Below are 17,272 nucleotides of genomic sequence, written 5' to 3'. Positions count from 1 at the left end.
GGCTTGTCGGCGCTGTGCAGCAGTTCGCCGCCCGCCGTGCTGACGTTGACGCGCAGCAGCATTTCGCCATGTTCATCGGCCGGGCCGACGACTACCGAGACGTCGGCCGCGTCCACCTTGTTTTCCGCCAGTGCATGGTTGATGCCGGACATCATCTGCAGCATCGCGTACTCGCTCATGCCTTGTTCCTTGCCGCCGTGGAACAAATCCTGGTAGAGGAAGCTCACTTCCAGGGCGCTGCCGGCTGGCGCCAGGCAACGTTTGACGAGCTCGCCCACTTCCGTCGTCCACTGCTGGTAGCGGGCCATGCGCGCGTCGAACCAGGCGTCAAGCGCCGCTTCGTCCTTCGGTTCCGCATAGAACGGGTCGTCCACGCGTTTCAAGGCAAAGCCCAGCAGGAAGCGCAGTTCGACGGCCGTGTCCTGCGGGCCGAAAGCCGTCTCGCTCCAGCCGACGATGCTGTTTTCCAGGCCCGGCGTAGCGACGATCTTCTTGTCCGTCATCGAGCTATAGGCATCGCGCACCATCTCGTGCAGGTGGCTATAGGTGATGCGGTCGATTTCGTCGAGGTCGTAGGCATGGCTCATCAGGACCACCTTGGCCTTGGCGCTTTCCAGTTCTGCCTGCTGGAAACTTTTTACCAGCGCTTCGAACGCGTCCTGGTCCTGGAAGCTGTCCGCTTCCTTCAGGCCGCCCGTGCTTTGCACCAGCAGGGGCACGACGAAGGCGTTGATTTCCATAGCCGGCGCATTCTCGCGGCGGATCACGGAAATGGCGGCCGCTTCCTCGATATGGCTGCGCAGGTACTGGTAGGCGCCCACGTCTTCGTATTTCGAACGCTCGATGGCGTCGTACAGGATTTCATCCTTCTTTTGATTCAAGGCCTTGCGGATCAGGCGGCCGAACTCGACGGCTTGCTCGGCCAGCACCGTGCCCTGCGATTCGCTGTCTTCCTGCTCCGCCAGGTTCAGGGCCATCGTGCACAGCATGCGCGTGACGGACTCGTCCTTGTCTTCTGGCGTGTTGGCGGATTTACGGGGGACAGGGCGCTTATTTTTGGGCATGGCGATCAATTGGTTATCAGGGTAAAAGTCAGGCGAACGGGCGTCGAGGCTGCTTGCCTCACGCCGGGCGAATGATACAGGGGGACGCAGCCGCCCCGTACCTCAATGGTCGGTATCGAACATCTCGTGCAATTCGTCGAGCAAGTCGGCGGCTTCTTCCTGCGACAGGCCGAGATGCTGGCAGGCAAGTTCGCCGCCCTTGTCCCACTCGAGCGAAGTACTGTTGCCATGGTAGCGCTGAATGCCCTTTTCGGCCAGCAAGGACAGGGCGACGAGCGAGCGGATGGCGTCGTCCGTGGACGGGTCGGCCAGCACCGTGTAGTCGTGGTGGTGCAAAATCGCCCAGGAGACATCGGAGGACAGGCCCCAGTTGCGCGCCAGCAAGCAGCCGATGGCCGCGTGGTTGGTCTGGTGGCGCGCGTCCTCCAGTGCCGTAAAGCAATTCTGCGCATCGTTGGCCGCCGCCGCATACGTGTTGACGTAGTCGGGAAAACGGTTCATCAGCAGGGGCACGCCGATATCGCAGAACAGGCCGAAGGTGTGGGCGATGTCGGGCGGGGCGATGCGCAGCTTGCGCGAGGTAAATACCAAGGCGCGTGCGCGCTTGGCCGATACATCCCAGAAGTTGGTCAGTTCCACGCCTTCCGCTTCCAGCGCCTGGCGTGCCAGCAAGCCCGTCATCATGGCGCTGCACTGGTTGATGCCGAGAAAGTTGATACCTTGCTCGACGGACTTGGCCTTGCGCGCGGCGCCATAGAACGGCGAGTTGGCCAGTTTCAGCAAAGCGCCGGACATGCCGACATCGTCGGCGATGATGCGCGCGATGCGGCGCGGCGACGGGTCCTGTTCCGCCAGTTCGCGCTGCAAGTCGACCAGCAGGCTGGGACGCGGCGGGATACGGATGGAACGCATCAAGGCGTCGACCGGATCTTCCTGCACTACCTGCTTTTGCGCTGCCGCTCTCATCATCACGCTTTCATCATCATTTTTGTGCCCGGTGCTTATTCTGTGCGCGCTGCCGCTGCCCGCTTCATGAGCGTCTGGCGCAGTGCCCGACGATTATCGCTGTTTATGCATGGCAATAGTTCATCTCTGCAATATATTGTCGCAAAAATCCCTGTTTTGGCCTGCTCCAGCCCCGATTTTCCTCATTTTACGACGCTGCCCATGAAGATGTTCATGATGAAAAGAGCAAGTTTTATTTGTTTTCAAGGCCGGGCAAGGTGTGCGGCGGGATGCACGGCGGTACAATTGCCGGATGAAAAAAATCCTCGCGGGTATCGATTTTGCGGACGATTCCAGCAGCGTGGCGCGCCAGCTGATCGGCGTGACCGTGCTGGTCGACGGCGTGGGCGGGCGCATCGTGGAAACGGAAGCGTATGACCGGCTCGACCCTGCCTCGCACACGTATGGCGGCATGACGCCGCGCAATGCGGCCATGTTCGGTCCGCCCGCGCACGCCTATGTCTACCGTTCGTACGGCATCCACTGGTGCCTGAACTTTGTGTGCCGCGAAGCGGGCCATGGTGCGGGCGTGCTGATCCGCGCGATCGAGCCGCTCGTGGGACTCGATGCCATGCGCGAACGGCGCGGCGTCGAAGATGCGCGGCTGCTGTGCTCGGGGCCGGGCAAGGTGTGCCAGGCGCTCGGTGTCACGCATATGCATAACCGGCTGGCGCTCGATGCGCCGCCATTCATGCTGCTGGCGCGCGAGGAAGAGGTGATGGTGCACGCAGGCCCGCGCATCGGTATTTCCAAGGCGATGGACACGCCGTGGCGCTTCGTGCTGGCTGGTTCGCGCTACCTGAGCAAGCCGATGCGCATGCCAACTGCCTAGCTGCGCCGGCGCTGTGGCGCCGTGTTTGCGCCGTGCAAGCCGGGCATGCCGCGCAGCGGGCTGTGCAGTGCGCGCCGCTCCTGCTGCGCACTGGCCGGATGCCGGAACGCTTCCTCGTCAGGCGATGCGGGCTGCGCGGGCGCCAGCGGGCCGAGGGTAAACACGGCCACGGCCGCCGACAATTTGACGGCCTGGTCCTGCAAACTGGCCGCCGCCGCCGCTGCCTGCTCCACCAGGGCCGCATTTTGCTGGGTGACGTCATCCATTTGCGTGACGGCCTGATTTACTTCCGTGATACCCGACGCCTGCTCCGCGCTGGCCTCTTTCACGCGCTGGATGATTGCATTGACTTGCTGCACCGAGGCCACGATGGCGCCCATGCTGTCGCCCGCTTGCTGCACGGCCACGCTGCCGCCATCGATGGTGGTGACGGAGGTGGCGATCAGGGTCTTGATTTCCCTGGCGGCCTGGGCCGAGCGCTGCGCCAGGGTGCGCACTTCGGACGCCACGACGGCAAAGCCGCGGCCTTGCTCGCCCGCGCGCGCCGCTTCCACCGCCGCATTCAGCGCAAGGATATTGGTCTGGAAGGAAATGCCATCGATCACGCCGATAATATCCACGATCTGGCGCGAATTGGCGCGTATCGTCGCCATCGTCGTTACCGCCTGCTGCATCGACATGCCCCCTTGCACGGCCAGGGTGGAGGCTTGCCCCGCCAGCTCGCAAGCCAGCTGGGCGTTGTCGGCATTGTCATTGACGGCTTGCGTCAGCGCTTCCATGGCGCTCGACGTTTCTTCCAGCGAACTGGCCTGCATTTCCGTGCGCGCCGACAAATCCAGATTACCGGTGGCAATTTCCCGCGAGGCCGTGTCGATCGATTGCACGGCGTCCATGATGGTGCGCAAGGTCTGGTTCAGGTGGGCGATGGTCTGATCCAGCACGCGCGAGGTGGCGGCGATTTCGTCATTGCCCTGCTTGGGCGCGCCGGCTGTCAGCTTGCCCGCCGCCAGGTCTTGCACGGCGTCGGCGATGCCGCGGATCTCTGCCAGCATGGCGCGGCGTACCAGCATGGTCACGACGATGGAAACGAGGATCGATAGCAGCACCGTCAGCAGCAAGCTCCAGCCGAGGCTGCGAAACTCGGCGCTGGCCGTCGCATGGGCCTCGTTGCTGAGGGTTGTTTCCAGGGCAGACAGCTGCGTCAGCTGCGTATTGAACTGGACGAATTGGGTTTCCGCCTTGAGCATGGAATTGGTGGCGATCGACTGGTCCATCTGCGCCATTTCCATGGTTTCCAGCACGGCCTTGCGATAGCCGGCCAGGGCCGTGATGGCCGCATCGACGAGGGTGCGCTCGGCGCCCGTGGCCGTGGTACGCAGCGTGGCCAGCTGAGTGCCGATGGCCGCATGGCGCGCCTTGATCTGTTGCTCCAGCGTATCGAGGCGGGCCTTGGCGAAGCTGCCATTCGTCCACGACAGCAACTGGTACATATTGCCGTGCACCTGCCTGGCCTCGCCTAGTACGTCGGCGGCCGCCTTCAAATGCGTGATGCGTACCCGCACCATGTTTTCCAGCGAGGCATTTTGCCGCACCATGCCATACCAGGCGCCGCTCGAGCTGAGTATCAGCAGCAGCAAGACCAGGGTGGGCGCCAGCAATAATTTTGGTCCGATGCGTAATTGATTGAGCATGCTTGCCTCCTGGCTATGGCTGTTCCAACCGCAGGCGGCGCGCGGCGTGCGCGCCGCCCCTGTCTTATTTTTTGTAGATGCCCGCTTCCAGCACCACATCGTTGACGCGCAGGATGTAGGTGGTCTTCGGCTCGATCTTGCCGCTGGTGGGATTCTTGTACTGGTAGTCGACCCAGCCCTTGCCTTGCTTTTGCGCCAGTTCGATGATTTCACGGCGATATTTCTTGCCATTCGCATCGGGCACGTCCGTCAGATCCTTGCCTACGATGGAAGGATTGATGGGGTGGGCCAGCACGATGCCCGTCTTGATGTCGCGCATGTCGACATACAGCGAACCCTGCACGAAATCGGGGTCTTTTGCCGTGATTTTCTTCATCATTTCTTCCTTGCCATGCGCCTTCATGAAGGTGGCGCCCCGTTCGGCCATGGCGATGGCGTCCTTTTCCGTTGGTTCGACCGCGGCGCTGACGTTGCCGCCGGCAAATGCCAGGCACAGCAGGCTACCCGTGAATAAGCGTTTCATGAAAGCTCCTTGTGATATCGAGGGATGTGTTGCCAAGTCGTAATTTACGTCGCCGAAGTCCGCCTCAGATTGCGATGGAACAAACTAAAGTGTTGCTTGTAGGCAGCTTGCAACGTATCGACGGCTTGTTGATATGCAGCAATTTGGTTCTGCACGGCAAGAACTATGATGACTTTCACAGCATGCCGAGGTGGTCTCGCATGCGGGAGAAAAAGGCTGGGATTGGCCGATATGGGGCCAATTTCATGAAAGTTATCGCTATTTACAGGCAAGGAGCCGATCGTGTCCGCACTCATTACCGAGCCGTTTTCACCCAAGTTCAAGCCGTACACACGGCAAACCATTCAGCAGGCGCGGCAGTGGGAATGGCTGCCGGAAGAGCAGCGCGAAGCCGTGCAGGTGGTGTCGCACGTCTTGCCGTTTCGCACCAATGAATATGTGCTCGATCAGCTGATCGACTGGAACAATATCCCTGACGATCCCATCTACCGCCTCGTCTTTCCCCACCGCGACATGCTGCCGCCCGAGCAGTACGCGCACTTGCGCGACCTGGTGCTGGTCAAGCAGGACAAGGCGGCCATCGACGCCTATGTGCATGGCTTGCGCCTGGGCATGAATCCCCATCCTGCCGGCCAGATGACGCATAACGTGCCGCGAGTCAACGATGCGCCCGTGCGGGGCCTGCAGCATAAATATGCGCAAACGGTGCTGTTCTTCCCCAGCGCGGGCCAGACCTGCCACGCGTATTGCACTTTCTGTTTCCGCTGGCCCCAGTTCGTCGGCATGGACGACATGAAGTTCGATGCGCGCGAGTCGCATGAGCTGGCAGCCTATCTGAAACTGCATCCGGAGGTGACGGACGTGCTGATCACGGGCGGCGACCCGATGATCATGAACACGCGGCAACTGGCCGCCTACCTGGAGCCGCTGCTGGCGCCGGGCCTGGAACATATCCAGAACATTCGCATCGGCACCAAGGCGGTGGCGTATTGGCCGCAGCGCTTCGTGTCCGACCGCGATGCGGATGATTTGATGCGCCTGTTCGAGCGCATCGTCAAGGCGGGCAAGAACCTGGCCGTGATGGGCCATTACAGCCATGCCGTCGAGTTGCGCCAGAACATCGCCCAGCAAGCTGTGAAACGCATCGTCTCCACGGGCGCCACCTTGCGCATGCAGGGGCCGCTGATCCGTCACATCAACGAAGACCCGGCAAGCTGGGCCGAGCTGTGGCAGACGGGCACGCGTCTGGGGGCGATTCCGTATTACATGTTTGTCGAACGGGACACGGGTCCGCGCGGCTATTTCGAGTTGCCCTTGGCAAAGGCGCACGAGATTTTCCAGGCCGCCTATCAGATGGTGTCGGGCCTGTCGCGCACGGTGCGTGGGCCTTCCATGAGCGCCTTTCCCGGCAAGGTCGTCATCGACGGTATCGTCACCATCCATGGTGAAAAGCTGTTTGCCCTGCAATTTTTGCAGGCGCGCAACCCGGACTGGGTGCGCCGGCCGTTTTATGCGAAATTCGATGCGGAAGCGACGTGGCTGGATCATTTGAAGCCCGCGTTCGGCCACGACAAGTTTTTCTTTGAAACGGATGAACCCGTGCCCCAGGTGCCGCACAAAATCATCCGCCTGGCACAGGCCGCCTGAGCATGCACGGCGCCGGCGCTTCTTCCCGCTGCGGCGTGGCCGTGTTTTGCCTGGTGTTCCTGCCGTTCGCGCTCGGGCATTATCTGTCGTGCCTGCTGCGCGGCGTCAATGCCGTGCTGACGGCCGAGTTGCTGGGCGCCATCGCCCTCACGCCAGCCCAGCTGGGCCTGCTCACCAGCGCCTTTTTTCTCGCTTTTGCGCTGGTGCAACTACCGATCGGCATGGCGCTCGACCGCTACGGCCCCCGTACGGTGCAACTGTGGCTGCTGGCGCTGGCGGCCCTGGGCGTGTGGCTGTTCAGCCGGGGCCACAGCTTTGCCGAGCTGATGTGGGCACGCGCCTTGATGGGGGCGGGCCTGGGTGGCTGTTTCATGGCCGCCGTGAAAGCGGTCTCGTGCGCCATCGCCCCATCGCGCCTGCCTTCCGTGCATGGCTATCTGATCGCCGTGGGCGGCCTGGGCGCGGCTACGGCCACCATGCCCGTCAAACTGGCTCTGCACTACACGGATTGGCGCGGCGTGTTCCTGGGCTTGGCGCTGGCGGCGCTGGCCATCGGGCTGCTGATCCGCCTGCTGTCGCCAGCCATGCCCGCGCCTGCCGCTGGCACGAGCAAGGTTAGCAAGGTCAGCGTCTGGAGCGTGTACCGCGATCCCGCTTTTCGCCGCACCATCGCACTGATCCTGCTGCCGCACACGGTGTTCTTTGGCGTGCAAGGCTTGTGGATAGGCCGCTGGCTGGCCGACGTGGGCGGCTTGTCCGACGACAACGTCGCGTATTTGTTGTACTTGGGCATGGCGGCCGTCATCTTCGGCGCCATCGGCATGGGCATGCTGACGGAATGGGCCGGGCGGCGTGCGATTGAACCGATGCAAGTGGCGGGCGCCGGCATCGTCCTGTTTGTCGCCGTGCAAGTGGCGATGGCGTGCAATGTGGTGCCCAGCCTGCCATTGCTGTCCGTGCTGTTTACCTTGCTGGGCACGGTGACGGGGCTCGAGTATGCGATCGTCGCGCAAAGCATGCCGGCCAGCCTGACGGGCAGGGCGGCCACCTGCCTGAATTTGCTCATTTTCACGGGCGCCTTCCTGGTGCAGGCGGGCTTTGGCCTGATCCTCGGCTGCTGGCCCCTGAACAGCCAGCAGCAGTATCCGCCGCAGGCCTACCAGGCGGCGTTCGGCGTGCTGGCGGCCTTGCAACTGCCGGGACTTGCGATGTTTTTCATAGACCGCTACAGGCGTGCCGGGCCATCCGGTAAAATGGCAGCCTGCACAGCGGCAATGATCAACTCCAAGGAAGACTATGAAACTCGTTCGTTATGGACGTCCAGGCAAGGAAAAACCGGGCCTGATCGATGAAGAAGGCAAACTGCGCGACCTGTCCGGCGTGATTGCCGATATTGACGGCGCACAACTGTCCGACAAGGCCTTGCGCAAGCTGGCCAAGCTCGATGAAAAGACGCTGCCCCTCGTGCGCGGCAACCCACGCTTCGGCGTGCCGCTGGCGAAAGTCGGCAAGTTCATCGGCATTGGCCTCAATTACGCGGATCACGCAGCCGAATCCGGCATGGCTATCCCCGCCGAACCCATCGTGTTCATGAAGGCCATCACTTGCCTGAATGGCCCGGACGACAATGTCGTGTTGCCAAAAGGTTCCAAGAAGACGGATTGGGAAGTGGAGCTGGGCGTGGTCATCGGCACGCGTGCGCAATACGTGAGCGAAGAGGACGCCTTGAAATACGTGGCCGGCTATTGCGTCGTCAACGACATTTCCGAGCGCTCGTTCCAGCTGGAGCGGGGCGGCCAGTGGGACAAGGGCAAGGGCTGCGACACCTTCGGTCCTGTCGGCCCGTGGCTGGTGACGCGCGATGAAGTCATCGACGAGCAGGATCTGGACCTGTACCTGGAAGTCAACGGCAAGCGCATGCAGACGGGCAATACGCAAACCATGATTTTCACGGTGGCGCAGATCGTCAGCTATTTGTCGCAATTCATGACCCTGGAACCGGGCGACGTCATCGCCACAGGCACGCCGCCGGGCGTGGGCCAAGGCCGCAAGCCGCAGCGTTTCCTGAAAAAAGGCGACAGCATGCGCCTGGGTATCGCCGGCCTGGGCGAACAGCAACAGGACGTGGTCGCCTGGACCGCCTGATGGCCGGTAGCGATCTCGACCGCTTGCCCCCGTTGCCGCTGGACCAGCTGGACCCGCAGCAGCGCGCGGCCGCGCAAGCCATCATCGACGGCCCGCGCGGGGCGCTGTACGGCCCCTTCGTGCCGCTGATCCGCAGCCCGGAGCTGATGGAAACGGCGCAGCGTATGGGAGAGTATTTGCGCTATCGCAGCGCCATCGGCACGCGGCTGTCGGAACTGGCGATCCTCGTGACGGCGCGCCAGTGGGACCAGCAAGTCGAGTGGGCCATCCACGCGCCGCTGGCCGTGCAGAACGGCATCGCGCAAGCGGCCGTGGACGCCATTGCTGAACGGCGCTTGCCGCTTGCCCTGAAAGAAGACGAGCAAGCCGTGCATGATTTCTGCATCGAGCTGCAGCAGAACAAGCGGATCAGCGACGCCACGTATGCGCGGGCGCTGGCGCTGTTCGGCGAGCACGGCGTGGTGGACTTGATGGGTATCAATGGCTACTACACCTTCCTGGCCATGGTGATGAATGGGGCGCAGACGGCCGTGCCGGCCTTGGGTGCGACGCCCTTGCCTGCCTGATTAGAGGAGTTCTTCGGCAAAGATGGACAAAGTGTAATGAAGTTGCAATTATTCAATATATAATTTTACTTCCCTTCCATTGCCAACAAGCTCAATGAAAACTCGTCCGTGCTCAACCCTGATGGGCCGCGCCTTCCTGGCGCTGGCCCTTTCTTTTTGCCCCTTGATGACGGTGCGTGCGCTTGCCGCCGAGACGGCCGCCAGCGCCAGCGCTTCCGCCCTGGAAAACTCCGTCGTCAAGGTGTTTTCCACCCTGCGCGGGCCCGATCCGTACAAGCCGTGGAGCAAGGCCGCGCCGCAGGAGGTGACGGGTTCCGGCGTCGTCATCGAAGGCCGCCGCATCCTCACCAATGCGCACGTGGTCGGCTATGCCAGCCAGGTGCAGATCCAGGCCAACGGCGCCGGCGACAAGATACCGGCGACCGTGCTGGCCATCTCGCGCGGCATGGACCTGGCCTTGCTGAAAATCGATGACGACAGTTTTTTCGCCAGCCACAAAGCGGTGCCGCGCGCCAACGTCATGCCGGACGTGCGCGATGCCGTGCTGGCGTATGGCTATCCGACGGGCGGCACCTCATTGTCGATCACCAAGGGCATCGTCTCGCGCATCGAATTCGTGCGCTACAACTTTCCCGTCTCCGGCCTGCGCATCCAGATCGATGCGGCCATCAATCCGGGCAATAGCGGCGGCCCCGTGATCGCTGGCGACAAGATGATCGGCCTGGCCTTTGCCGGCATGCTCAATGCACAAAACATCGGCTACATCATCCCCAACGAGGAAATCGAGCTGTTCCTGCGCGACCAGGAAAGTGGCGCGCCCAAGGGCAAGCCGGCCATGCGCGACGTGACGCAAACGCTGGAAAACCCCGCGTTGCGCACCTATCTGAAGCTGGCCAAGGGTGTCGAGGGCGCTGTCGTGATGACGCCGGCCAGCAAGGATGCGGCCTACCCGCTCAAGGAGTGGGATGTCATCACGCATATTGGCGATTTTCCCATCGACAACCAGGGCATGGTCAAGCTGAATGCCAACAGCCGTGTGCGCTTCCAGTACCGGGTGCAGCAGTTGGCGAAAGATGGCGAATTGCCGCTGACGGTGGTGCGCCAGGGCGCGTCCCTGAAAATCAAGGTGCCCGTCTCGGCGGCGCATCCGATGCTCATTGGCGGCCTGCAGGGCAATTACCCATCCTATTTCATCTTCGGCCCGATGGTGTTTTCACGCGCCAGCACGGAGTTCATGGCGGCGCCGAATGGCAATCCGGCAATCTTGGGCGGCATGGCGTTTGCCGGCAATCCGCTGGCCACGCGGCGCGGCGATGCGCCCGATAGCGAGCGCGAAGAGCTGGTGGTGATCGCGGCGCCATTCTTCCCGCACAAGCTGATGAATGGCTACAGTACCCGTTTCTTCTCGGTCGTCGATTCCGTCAACGGCGTGCGCGTGCGCAGCCTGGCGCACCTGGTGGCCTTGCTGCGCGACCAGACGGATGAACTGCTGACGTTCCGCTTCCAGCAGCGCGATGCGGAAATGGTCGTCGTGCCCCGCAAGGACATGCTGGCAGCGACGGAATCGGTGCTGACGGACAACGGCATCCGCTCGGAAGCGTCGCCCGACATGCTGAAAATCTGGAATGAAAAAACGCCGGCGAGCAACTAGCTCCCGGCGTTTCGCAAGACAACAGGCGCGGCGCACACCGCGCCTGTTTTATTTTAGGCGAGGACTTTTTTCAGCCACGCGCCGATGGCGTCGATCTCTTCCTGGCACAGCGAGTGCTGCATCATGTATTCGTGCCATTCCACCTTGTAACCCATGCCGGTGAGCAAGTCGCGCGACTGTTGTGCGCGGGCGACCGGCACGACGGGGTCGGCCGTGCCGTGCGCCATGAAGATCGGCGTTTCCAGGCTTGCCGGGGTGCGCTCGGCCGCCGTCTTGTCGGCCAGGGGCAGATAGCCGGACAGGCACATCAGGCCAGCCAGCGGTTCCGCATGGCGCAAGCCCGTTTGCAAGGTCATGGCGCAGCCTTGCGAGAAACCTGCCAGGATGATGCGGCTGGCGGGAATGCCGCGCGCCTTTTCGCGCGCGATCAGCGCTTCGATCTGCGCCTGCGAGGCGCGCAAGCCGCCTTCATCTTCGCGGCGCACGAGGTCGCTCACGAGGATGTCGTACCAGGCGCGCATCACATAGCCGTTGTTGATGGTGACGGGCATGGTGCCGGCGCTGGGGAAGATGAAGCGGATGGCGGGGCAGCCGCGCAAATCAAGTTCTTTCACCAGGGGCACGAAGTCGTTGCCGTCGGCGCCCAGGCCGTGCATCCAGATGATGGAGACGGTGGGATTCGGTGCGCTGTCGAGTTCTATGGTTTCCAGCAAGGTGCTCATGTGTTTTCCTCAGGTAGGGGTTGCGCCGGACGCAGCGCCGATTTGGGACGAAAGGCCTTGCAGATGGCCGGGTCGGTTTCCATGTAGGGACCGCCGATGAGGTCGATGCAATATGGTACGGCGGCAAAGATGCCGTTGACAAGTTGCTTGCCGTCAGCGTCTTTCAAGCCTTCCAGGGTTTCCTTGATGGCTTTCGGCTGGCCCGGCAAGTTCATGATCAGGGCGGCGCGCTCGGGCGTTTCGCGGATCACGGCCACCTGGCGCGACAGGATCGCCGTCGGCACGAATTGCAGGCTGATCTGGCGCATCTGTTCGCCGAAACCGGGCATTTCCTTGGTCCCGACGGACAAGGTGGCGTCCGGCGTCACATCGCGCCGCGCCGGACCCGTGCCGCCCGTCGTCAGTATCAGATGGCAGTGGCTCAGGTCGACCATGTCGATCAGGGTGTTTTCAATTTGCGAGCGCTCGTCCGGGATCAAACGCTTTTCCAGGCGGAATGGCGTGCGGATGACGGCGGACAGCCAGCTTTCCAGGGCCGGGATGCCCAGGTCTTCATATACGCCGCCGCTGGCGCGGTCCGAGATCGACACGAGGCCGATAATCAATTCGTCTTCTATCGTGGTCATGGGGCACCTGTCTATGTCGTAAAAAAACCGGGCTGATCCCGGTTTTTCGTCAATGCTGGGGTCAGACCCCAGTTTTTTACTCGTCGTCTTCGCCTTCAACGTCATCTTCGTCGGCATCTTTCTTGCCGCCGTTTTTCTTCTTGGCGATCTCTTTCAAGATCTGGAAGATTTCGCGGTAGGCTTTTGGCGGCTTGTTCTCGGCTTGCTCCTTGCGGGCATTGCGGATCAGGGTGCGCAGGTGCTGCACGTCCAGCTCCGGGTTTTCCGACAGCAAGACGGTTAATGCCTTGTCGTCCGTCAACAGCTTGTCGCGGCGGCGTTCCATCGCGTGCATATTGGCCGTGTCGGCTTTCGACAAGCCTTTCCAGCTATCGATGGTGCGTTGGATGGCGGCAACTTCTTCCTCATCCAGGGTGCGCATCTTCTTGCCCACGTATTGCAGCTGGCGGCGGCGGCCTTCGTGGTCCTTGATTTGCTGGCATTCGAGAATGGCGTCGCGCACGTCTTCCGGCATCGGGACGCGCTTGACGCGGTCACGTGCTTCATTGACGAGTTCTTCGCCCAGCTTTTGCAGGACGGTCATCTGGCGCTTGAGTTCCGACTTCGAAGGACGTTCATATTCCTGTTCGAATTCGGTCGATTGGAAGCCGCAAGCTCCCCGGTTTGGATTTGGCATGATAAGGCGGGATTGGCCGCGTAGGCCGCACCTGTAAACTGTAAACGACTGCTATGATAACCTTTTTAGCGGCTTTCCGAAGAAAACAGCGCATGAACGACTCCGTATTTACCCATAGTCAAGAGCAATTGCAGCAACTGGCCCGTGATGTGTTGTCTTTTGCGCGGGAAGCGGGCGGTACCGACGCTGCCGTCGAAGTCAGCGAAGGCGGTGGCCTGTCCGTTTCTGTACGAAAAGGCAAGATCGAGACGATCGAGCAAAACAAGGACAAGGGCATGGGCGTCACCGTGTTTGTCGGCAAGAAGCGCGGCAATGCCAGCACCTCCGACTTTTCGCCGTCCGCCCTACGCGCCACGGTGGACGCCGCCTACAACATCGCCCGTTTCACGGCCGAGGACGATTGCGCCGGCCTGGCCGACGCCGACATGCTGGAAATGTCCCCCCGCGACTTGCAACTGTTCTATCCCTGGCTCATTTCGACCGAGGAAGCCGTCGTACTGGCCCAGCGGGCCGAAGCGGCCGCGTTCGCCGTCGACCCGCGCATCACGAACAGCGAGGGCGCCAGCGTGCACGTGCAGCAATCGCATTTCGTTTCCGCCAATTCGCGCGGCTTCATCGGCGGCTACCCGTTTTCGCGCCACACCCTGTCCGTGGCGCCCATCGCCGGCAAGGGGGCCAAGATGCAGCGCGACGACTGGTATTCATCCGTGCGCGACGCCGCCAAGATGTCGAGCCCGGAAGCCATCGGCCGCTACGCCGCCGAACGCGCCCTGTCGCGCCTGAATGCGCGCAAACTGGGCACGCGCACTTGCCCCGTGCTGTTCGAGGCGCCGCTGGCGGCCGGTTTGCTAGGTACCTATGTGCAAGCGACCTCGGGCGGCGCCCTGTACCGCAAGTCCACGTTCCTGAACGATTCCCTGGGCACGCAAGTGCTGCCGTCGCACGTGCAGATCTTCGAAGACCCGCACGTGATCGGTGGCGTCGGTTCGGCGCCGTTCGATGAAGAGGGCGTGAAAACCGTCAGTCGCGACGTCGTCAAGGATGGCGTGGTGCAAGGCTATTTCCTGTCGACTTACACGGCCCGCAAGCTGGGCATGCAAACGACGGGCAACGCGGGCGGCTCGCACAATCTGTACCTGACCTCGAAGCTGACGGCCGCCACCGACGATTTTGTTGTCATGCTGAAAAAGCTTGGCACGGGCTTGCTGGTGACGGAACTGATGGGACAAGGAACGAACTACGTGACGGGCGACTATTCGCGCGGCGCGTCCGGTTTCTGGGTGGAAAATGGTGTAATTCAATACCCGGTGGAAGAAATCACCATCGCCGGCAACATGAAGGACATGCTGCGCAACATCGTGGCCGTGGGCGCCGACGCCTTGCGCCGCGGCACCAAAGAGACGGGTTCCATCCTCATCGAGAGCATGGTGGTGGCGGGCGGCTGAGCTGTTGCCTGTCAATTGCGGCAACGCCGGGCAGGCGCCTCTTTACTGCTGGACCTGATAGCCATCCGTCAGGGTAGCCAGGAATTTCACCATATCCTCGATCTCGCCCGCCGTCAGCGCGGGCGCCATGCCGCGCCTGCGGTCGAACGGGGCCTCGGTGGTGTTCACGCTGGCACGGTACCGGGCCGGCACGTCGTTGAATTTCTGCACTTTTCCCCGCTTGTCGCGCGGATACCATTCTTGCGGATGCGTATCGCGCCGCACATAAAAACGCAGGGCATCCGTCAGGTTATCGAACACGCCGTTGTGAAAAAACACCTGCCGCGTGGCGACATTGCGCAGGCTGGGCACCTTGAAGGCGCCGCATAACTCGCCTTTTGTCGCCAGGTCCGTGCGGTCGGGGCCGCACAAGCCCAGGTCGAAATAGGCAGGATCGGCGGTGGCGGGAATGCGCGTATTGCGCGGCACGCCCAGATTGTCGAAACTGAAGTCCGTAAACAAGGGCGGCGCGCCATGGTCGCCCCGCACGCTGGGGTGGCACGCGGCGCAATTGCCCTTGCGTTCATCGTTGAACAAGGCCAGGCCCCGCAATTCGGCCAGTTCCAGCGGAACCTTGTTGGCCAGGTAGAGGTCATATTTGGAATCGTAGCGGTGGAAGTCCGGCTCTTCCTGCTGGAATTGCTGCAAGGCATAGGTGATGCGGCTGAATGCCTGTTGTGGCTGCGCAAAGATGGCCTCGCCAAAGACGCGCTGGAATGCTTGCGCGTAACTGCCCTTGCGCAGCCGTTCCACCACCGCATCCGTGCTGGCATTGGCCATTTCGTGCGCTGCCAGGAACGGCCGCTCCGCCTGTTCTGCCAGGCTGGCGGCGCGGCCGTCGCGGTTGATGCCGCCGTTGGGCGCGCCTTCCTCATCAAAGCGGAAAGGGGGCGTGTGTTCCAGGTAGCGCAGCGATGGCGTGGCGCGGTAGCCGGGCGCCTGGCCATCGGCGCCTCCCAGTTGCACGGCCAGCTTGTTGCCGGGCGCGTAAGCGTGGGCCGGGTCGTGACAGCTGGCGCAGGACTGCTTGCCCGAGGCGGACAGGCTGGCGTCGTGGAAAATTTGCCGTCCCAGCTGCGCGGCCGGGCTGAGTTCGGCCGCCATGCCTTGCATGCCAGACAAGCTGGCAAACAAGAATATGCACACGTGTGCAAATTTGCTCCTGAAAAAGCGCGCCGTGGCGCATGGCTGGTCTCGAGTGATCATGGGCAGGATGAGTTGTCGGCAAGAAGGGGGACAGAAGTGCTGGGGCCAGTATAGGCAGCAATGGGCGGCGTGGCAACGATTTACGATGTTGCGCTGCGCAAGAAAGTGGCAGGAAAATAGCCGGCGGCAGGGGCGCCGCCGGCCTGGCCTGACCCGTCACAGCATGTGTGGCGGGCCAGTATCTCGCGGGATCAGGCGCGCAAGGTCGACAGGATAGGTTGCAGCACGGCCGCGCCCAGGGCGGCGCTGCGTGCGCCGCTCCAGCCCGTTTGCGGGTCGGGATCGTTGGCATTGTCCTTGAACGGCAGTTCCAGGGTCAGCGACAGGCAACCGAAGGCGTGGGTGATGTGGGGCGAGCCCATGGTCAGCACTTCCGGCGTGAACGGGCCGTCTTCGTAGCCATGCTCATCCTGGAAGTCGGGGCTGGCCACCTTGAAGTCGGCGATGAAGCGGTCTTGCTCGGCTTTTTGTGCTGGCGTGAAATTTTCCAGCGCGTCGCTGCCGGCCACGAAGACGTAAGGCAAGCCTTCGTCGCCATGCACGTCGAGGAACAGGTCGCAGCCGATTTCATGCATTTTCTGTTTCACCAGGAACACTTCCGGGCTGCGCTCCATCGTCGGCGTCATCCATTCGCGGTTCAGGTTGGCGCCGGCCGCGTTGGTACGCAGGTTGCCATGCACGGAACCGTCCGGGTTCATGTTCGGCACCACGTAGAAGACGGCGTCCTGCAGGCACTGGCGGGCAAACGGATTGGCCTGGTCCAGCAAGGCTTCCAGCATGCCTTCGACAAACCATTCAGCCATCGTTTCGCCCGGATGCTGGCGCGCGATGACCCAGACTTTTTTCTCGGCATCGGCGTCGCCGACCACCAGCAGATTCATGTCGCGGCCTTCCACGGTGCTGCCCAGGTCGATCAGGCGCACCAGCGGCGACGCTTGCGCGCTGTCGATCAGGGCCAGGTGGCGGTCCCATGGATACGGCTCGAAGTAGGCGTAGTACACGCTTTCTTCTTCCGGCGTATGTTCGATGGTCATCACCGTGCCGTCAAAGCTGGTCGGCACGCGGAACCAGGTTTCGCGGTCGTAGCTGGCGACGGCCTGGTAATCTTTCCAGCCGTCCGGGTAGGCCGACTTGCCTGCGTTCATGAAGCGGATCGTGCACGCTTCGCCTTGCGCACCTTGCAGGCGGAAGTAAAACCACTGCGTGATGTCGGCGTGGGAATCCTTGCGGATGTTCAGCTCGATGGATTGGGCATCGTCGGCGCGCAGCACCTCGATCGCGCCGGCGTCGAATTGCTGGCTGATTTTAATGGTCATGTGTGTTCCTGATAAAAACGTATGGGTTTTGCATCGTGTGCAATGGCGCGATGATACCCGTTTTAACCGCGCCTTTGTGCTGGCGCAAACGACGACGGACGTGCTTTGCTAACGTGGA

16 protein-coding genes are annotated in these 17,272 nt (G+C 62.2%); 7 read left to right on the top strand and 9 right to left on the bottom strand.

Annotated elements, in window-relative coordinates; translation table 11 throughout:
• Both VM94_RS16235 and VM94_RS16230 read right to left on the bottom strand, forming a co-directional pair.
• The coding region (locus VM94_RS16235; protein WP_046684647.1) for a hypothetical protein at positions 1-1,064 on the bottom strand (1,064 nt) is incomplete at its 3' end.
• Positions 1,065-1,166: 102 nt separating this feature from the next.
• Positions 1,167-2,033, bottom strand: a complete 867-nt coding sequence (locus VM94_RS16230) for an HDOD domain-containing protein (protein ID WP_046684329.1) — start codon at positions 2,031-2,033, stop codon at positions 1,167-1,169.
• 289 nt (positions 2,034-2,322) lie between these two features.
• Here VM94_RS16230 and VM94_RS16225 point away from each other — a divergent pair, with 289 nt between their 5' ends.
• The gene (locus VM94_RS16225) at positions 2,323-2,901 is read left to right on the top strand and encodes a DNA-3-methyladenine glycosylase (protein WP_046684328.1); all 579 of its coding nucleotides are present in this window, start codon (positions 2,323-2,325) and stop codon (positions 2,899-2,901) included.
• On the opposite strand, the gene VM94_RS16220 is transcribed toward VM94_RS16225, so the two are convergent.
• Positions 2,898-4,592, bottom strand: coding sequence for a methyl-accepting chemotaxis protein (locus VM94_RS16220; RefSeq protein ID WP_046684327.1), 1,695 nt, complete (start codon positions 4,590-4,592; stop codon positions 2,898-2,900). The two genes, VM94_RS16225 and VM94_RS16220, sit on opposite strands and share 4 nt — an antisense overlap.
• 64 nt (positions 4,593-4,656) lie before the next feature.
• The gene (locus tag VM94_RS16215; RefSeq protein ID WP_046684326.1) at positions 4,657-5,115 is read right to left on the bottom strand and encodes a cache domain-containing protein; all 459 of its coding nucleotides are present in this window, start codon (positions 5,113-5,115) and stop codon (positions 4,657-4,659) included.
• A 282-nt stretch (positions 5,116-5,397) separates the two neighbouring features.
• On the opposite strand from VM94_RS16215, the gene VM94_RS16210 reads away from it, so the two are divergent.
• The 5 genes from VM94_RS16210 to VM94_RS16190 all read left to right on the top strand — a co-directional run bounded on the left by VM94_RS16210 (position 5,398) and on the right by VM94_RS16190 (position 11,124).
• Positions 5,398-6,762 (top strand): KamA family radical SAM protein, encoded by a 1,365-nt coding sequence (locus VM94_RS16210; protein WP_046684325.1) that lies wholly within the window; start codon positions 5,398-5,400, stop codon positions 6,760-6,762.
• 2 nt (positions 6,763-6,764) lie between these two features.
• Positions 6,765-8,114, top strand: a complete 1,350-nt coding sequence (locus VM94_RS16205) for an MFS transporter (RefSeq protein ID WP_046684324.1) — start codon at positions 6,765-6,767, stop codon at positions 8,112-8,114.
• On the top strand, positions 8,059-8,907 hold the full coding sequence (locus VM94_RS16200; RefSeq protein ID WP_046684323.1) for a fumarylacetoacetate hydrolase family protein: 849 nt from the start codon (positions 8,059-8,061) through the stop codon (positions 8,905-8,907). The genes VM94_RS16205 and VM94_RS16200 overlap by 56 nt, the downstream gene beginning before the upstream one ends.
• A complete protein-coding gene (locus VM94_RS16195) occupies positions 8,907-9,473 on the top strand; it encodes a carboxymuconolactone decarboxylase family protein (protein ID WP_046684322.1) in 567 nt (188 codons plus the stop codon). Before VM94_RS16200 ends, VM94_RS16195 begins: the two co-directional genes overlap by 1 nt.
• Positions 9,474-9,567: 94 nt before the next feature.
• Positions 9,568-11,124: a S1C family serine protease gene (locus VM94_RS16190; RefSeq protein ID WP_235432925.1), complete on the top strand. Its 1,557-nt coding sequence runs from the start codon at positions 9,568-9,570 to the stop codon at positions 11,122-11,124.
• A 53-nt stretch (positions 11,125-11,177) separates the two neighbouring features.
• Here VM94_RS16190 and VM94_RS16185 read toward each other — a convergent pair whose 3' ends face one another.
• The 3 genes from VM94_RS16185 to yjgA form a co-directional block, all read right to left on the bottom strand.
• Positions 11,178-11,846: an alpha/beta hydrolase gene (locus tag VM94_RS16185; RefSeq protein ID WP_046684320.1), complete on the bottom strand. Its 669-nt coding sequence runs from the start codon at positions 11,844-11,846 to the stop codon at positions 11,178-11,180.
• Positions 11,843-12,472, bottom strand: coding sequence for a molybdopterin adenylyltransferase (gene mog / locus VM94_RS16180; RefSeq protein WP_046684319.1), 630 nt, complete (start codon positions 12,470-12,472; stop codon positions 11,843-11,845). Before mog ends, VM94_RS16185 begins: the two co-directional genes overlap by 4 nt.
• Positions 12,473-12,548: 76 nt before the next feature.
• Positions 12,549-13,148 carry a ribosome biogenesis factor YjgA gene (yjgA, locus tag VM94_RS16175; protein ID WP_034746337.1) on the bottom strand — a complete coding sequence of 200 codons (600 nt, stop codon included), beginning with the start codon at positions 13,146-13,148 and terminating at the stop codon, positions 12,549-12,551.
• 92 nt (positions 13,149-13,240) lie between these two features.
• Here yjgA and pmbA point away from each other — a divergent pair, with 92 nt between their 5' ends.
• Positions 13,241-14,593 (top strand): metalloprotease PmbA, encoded by a 1,353-nt coding sequence (gene pmbA / locus VM94_RS16170; protein WP_046684318.1) that lies wholly within the window; start codon positions 13,241-13,243, stop codon positions 14,591-14,593.
• Positions 14,594-14,635: 42 nt separating this feature from the next.
• On the opposite strand, the gene VM94_RS16165 is transcribed toward pmbA, so the two are convergent.
• Positions 14,636-15,736 (bottom strand): cytochrome-c peroxidase, encoded by a 1,101-nt coding sequence (locus tag VM94_RS16165; RefSeq protein ID WP_235432924.1) that lies wholly within the window; start codon positions 15,734-15,736, stop codon positions 14,636-14,638.
• Between the two features lie 293 nt (positions 15,737-16,029).
• Positions 16,030-17,154 (bottom strand): M14 family metallopeptidase, encoded by a 1,125-nt coding sequence (locus tag VM94_RS16160; protein ID WP_034746346.1) that lies wholly within the window; start codon positions 17,152-17,154, stop codon positions 16,030-16,032.
• Between the last annotated feature and the right edge of the window lie 118 nt (positions 17,155-17,272).

The sequence above is a fragment of the Janthinobacterium sp. KBS0711 genome (genome assembly GCF_000988085.1).
In the GTDB taxonomy this organism is placed as follows: domain Bacteria; phylum Pseudomonadota; class Gammaproteobacteria; order Burkholderiales; family Burkholderiaceae_D; genus Janthinobacterium; species Janthinobacterium lividum_E.
The sequence above is the reverse complement of the archived record's forward strand: the minus strand, read 5'-3'. Positions and strand labels throughout refer to the sequence as shown.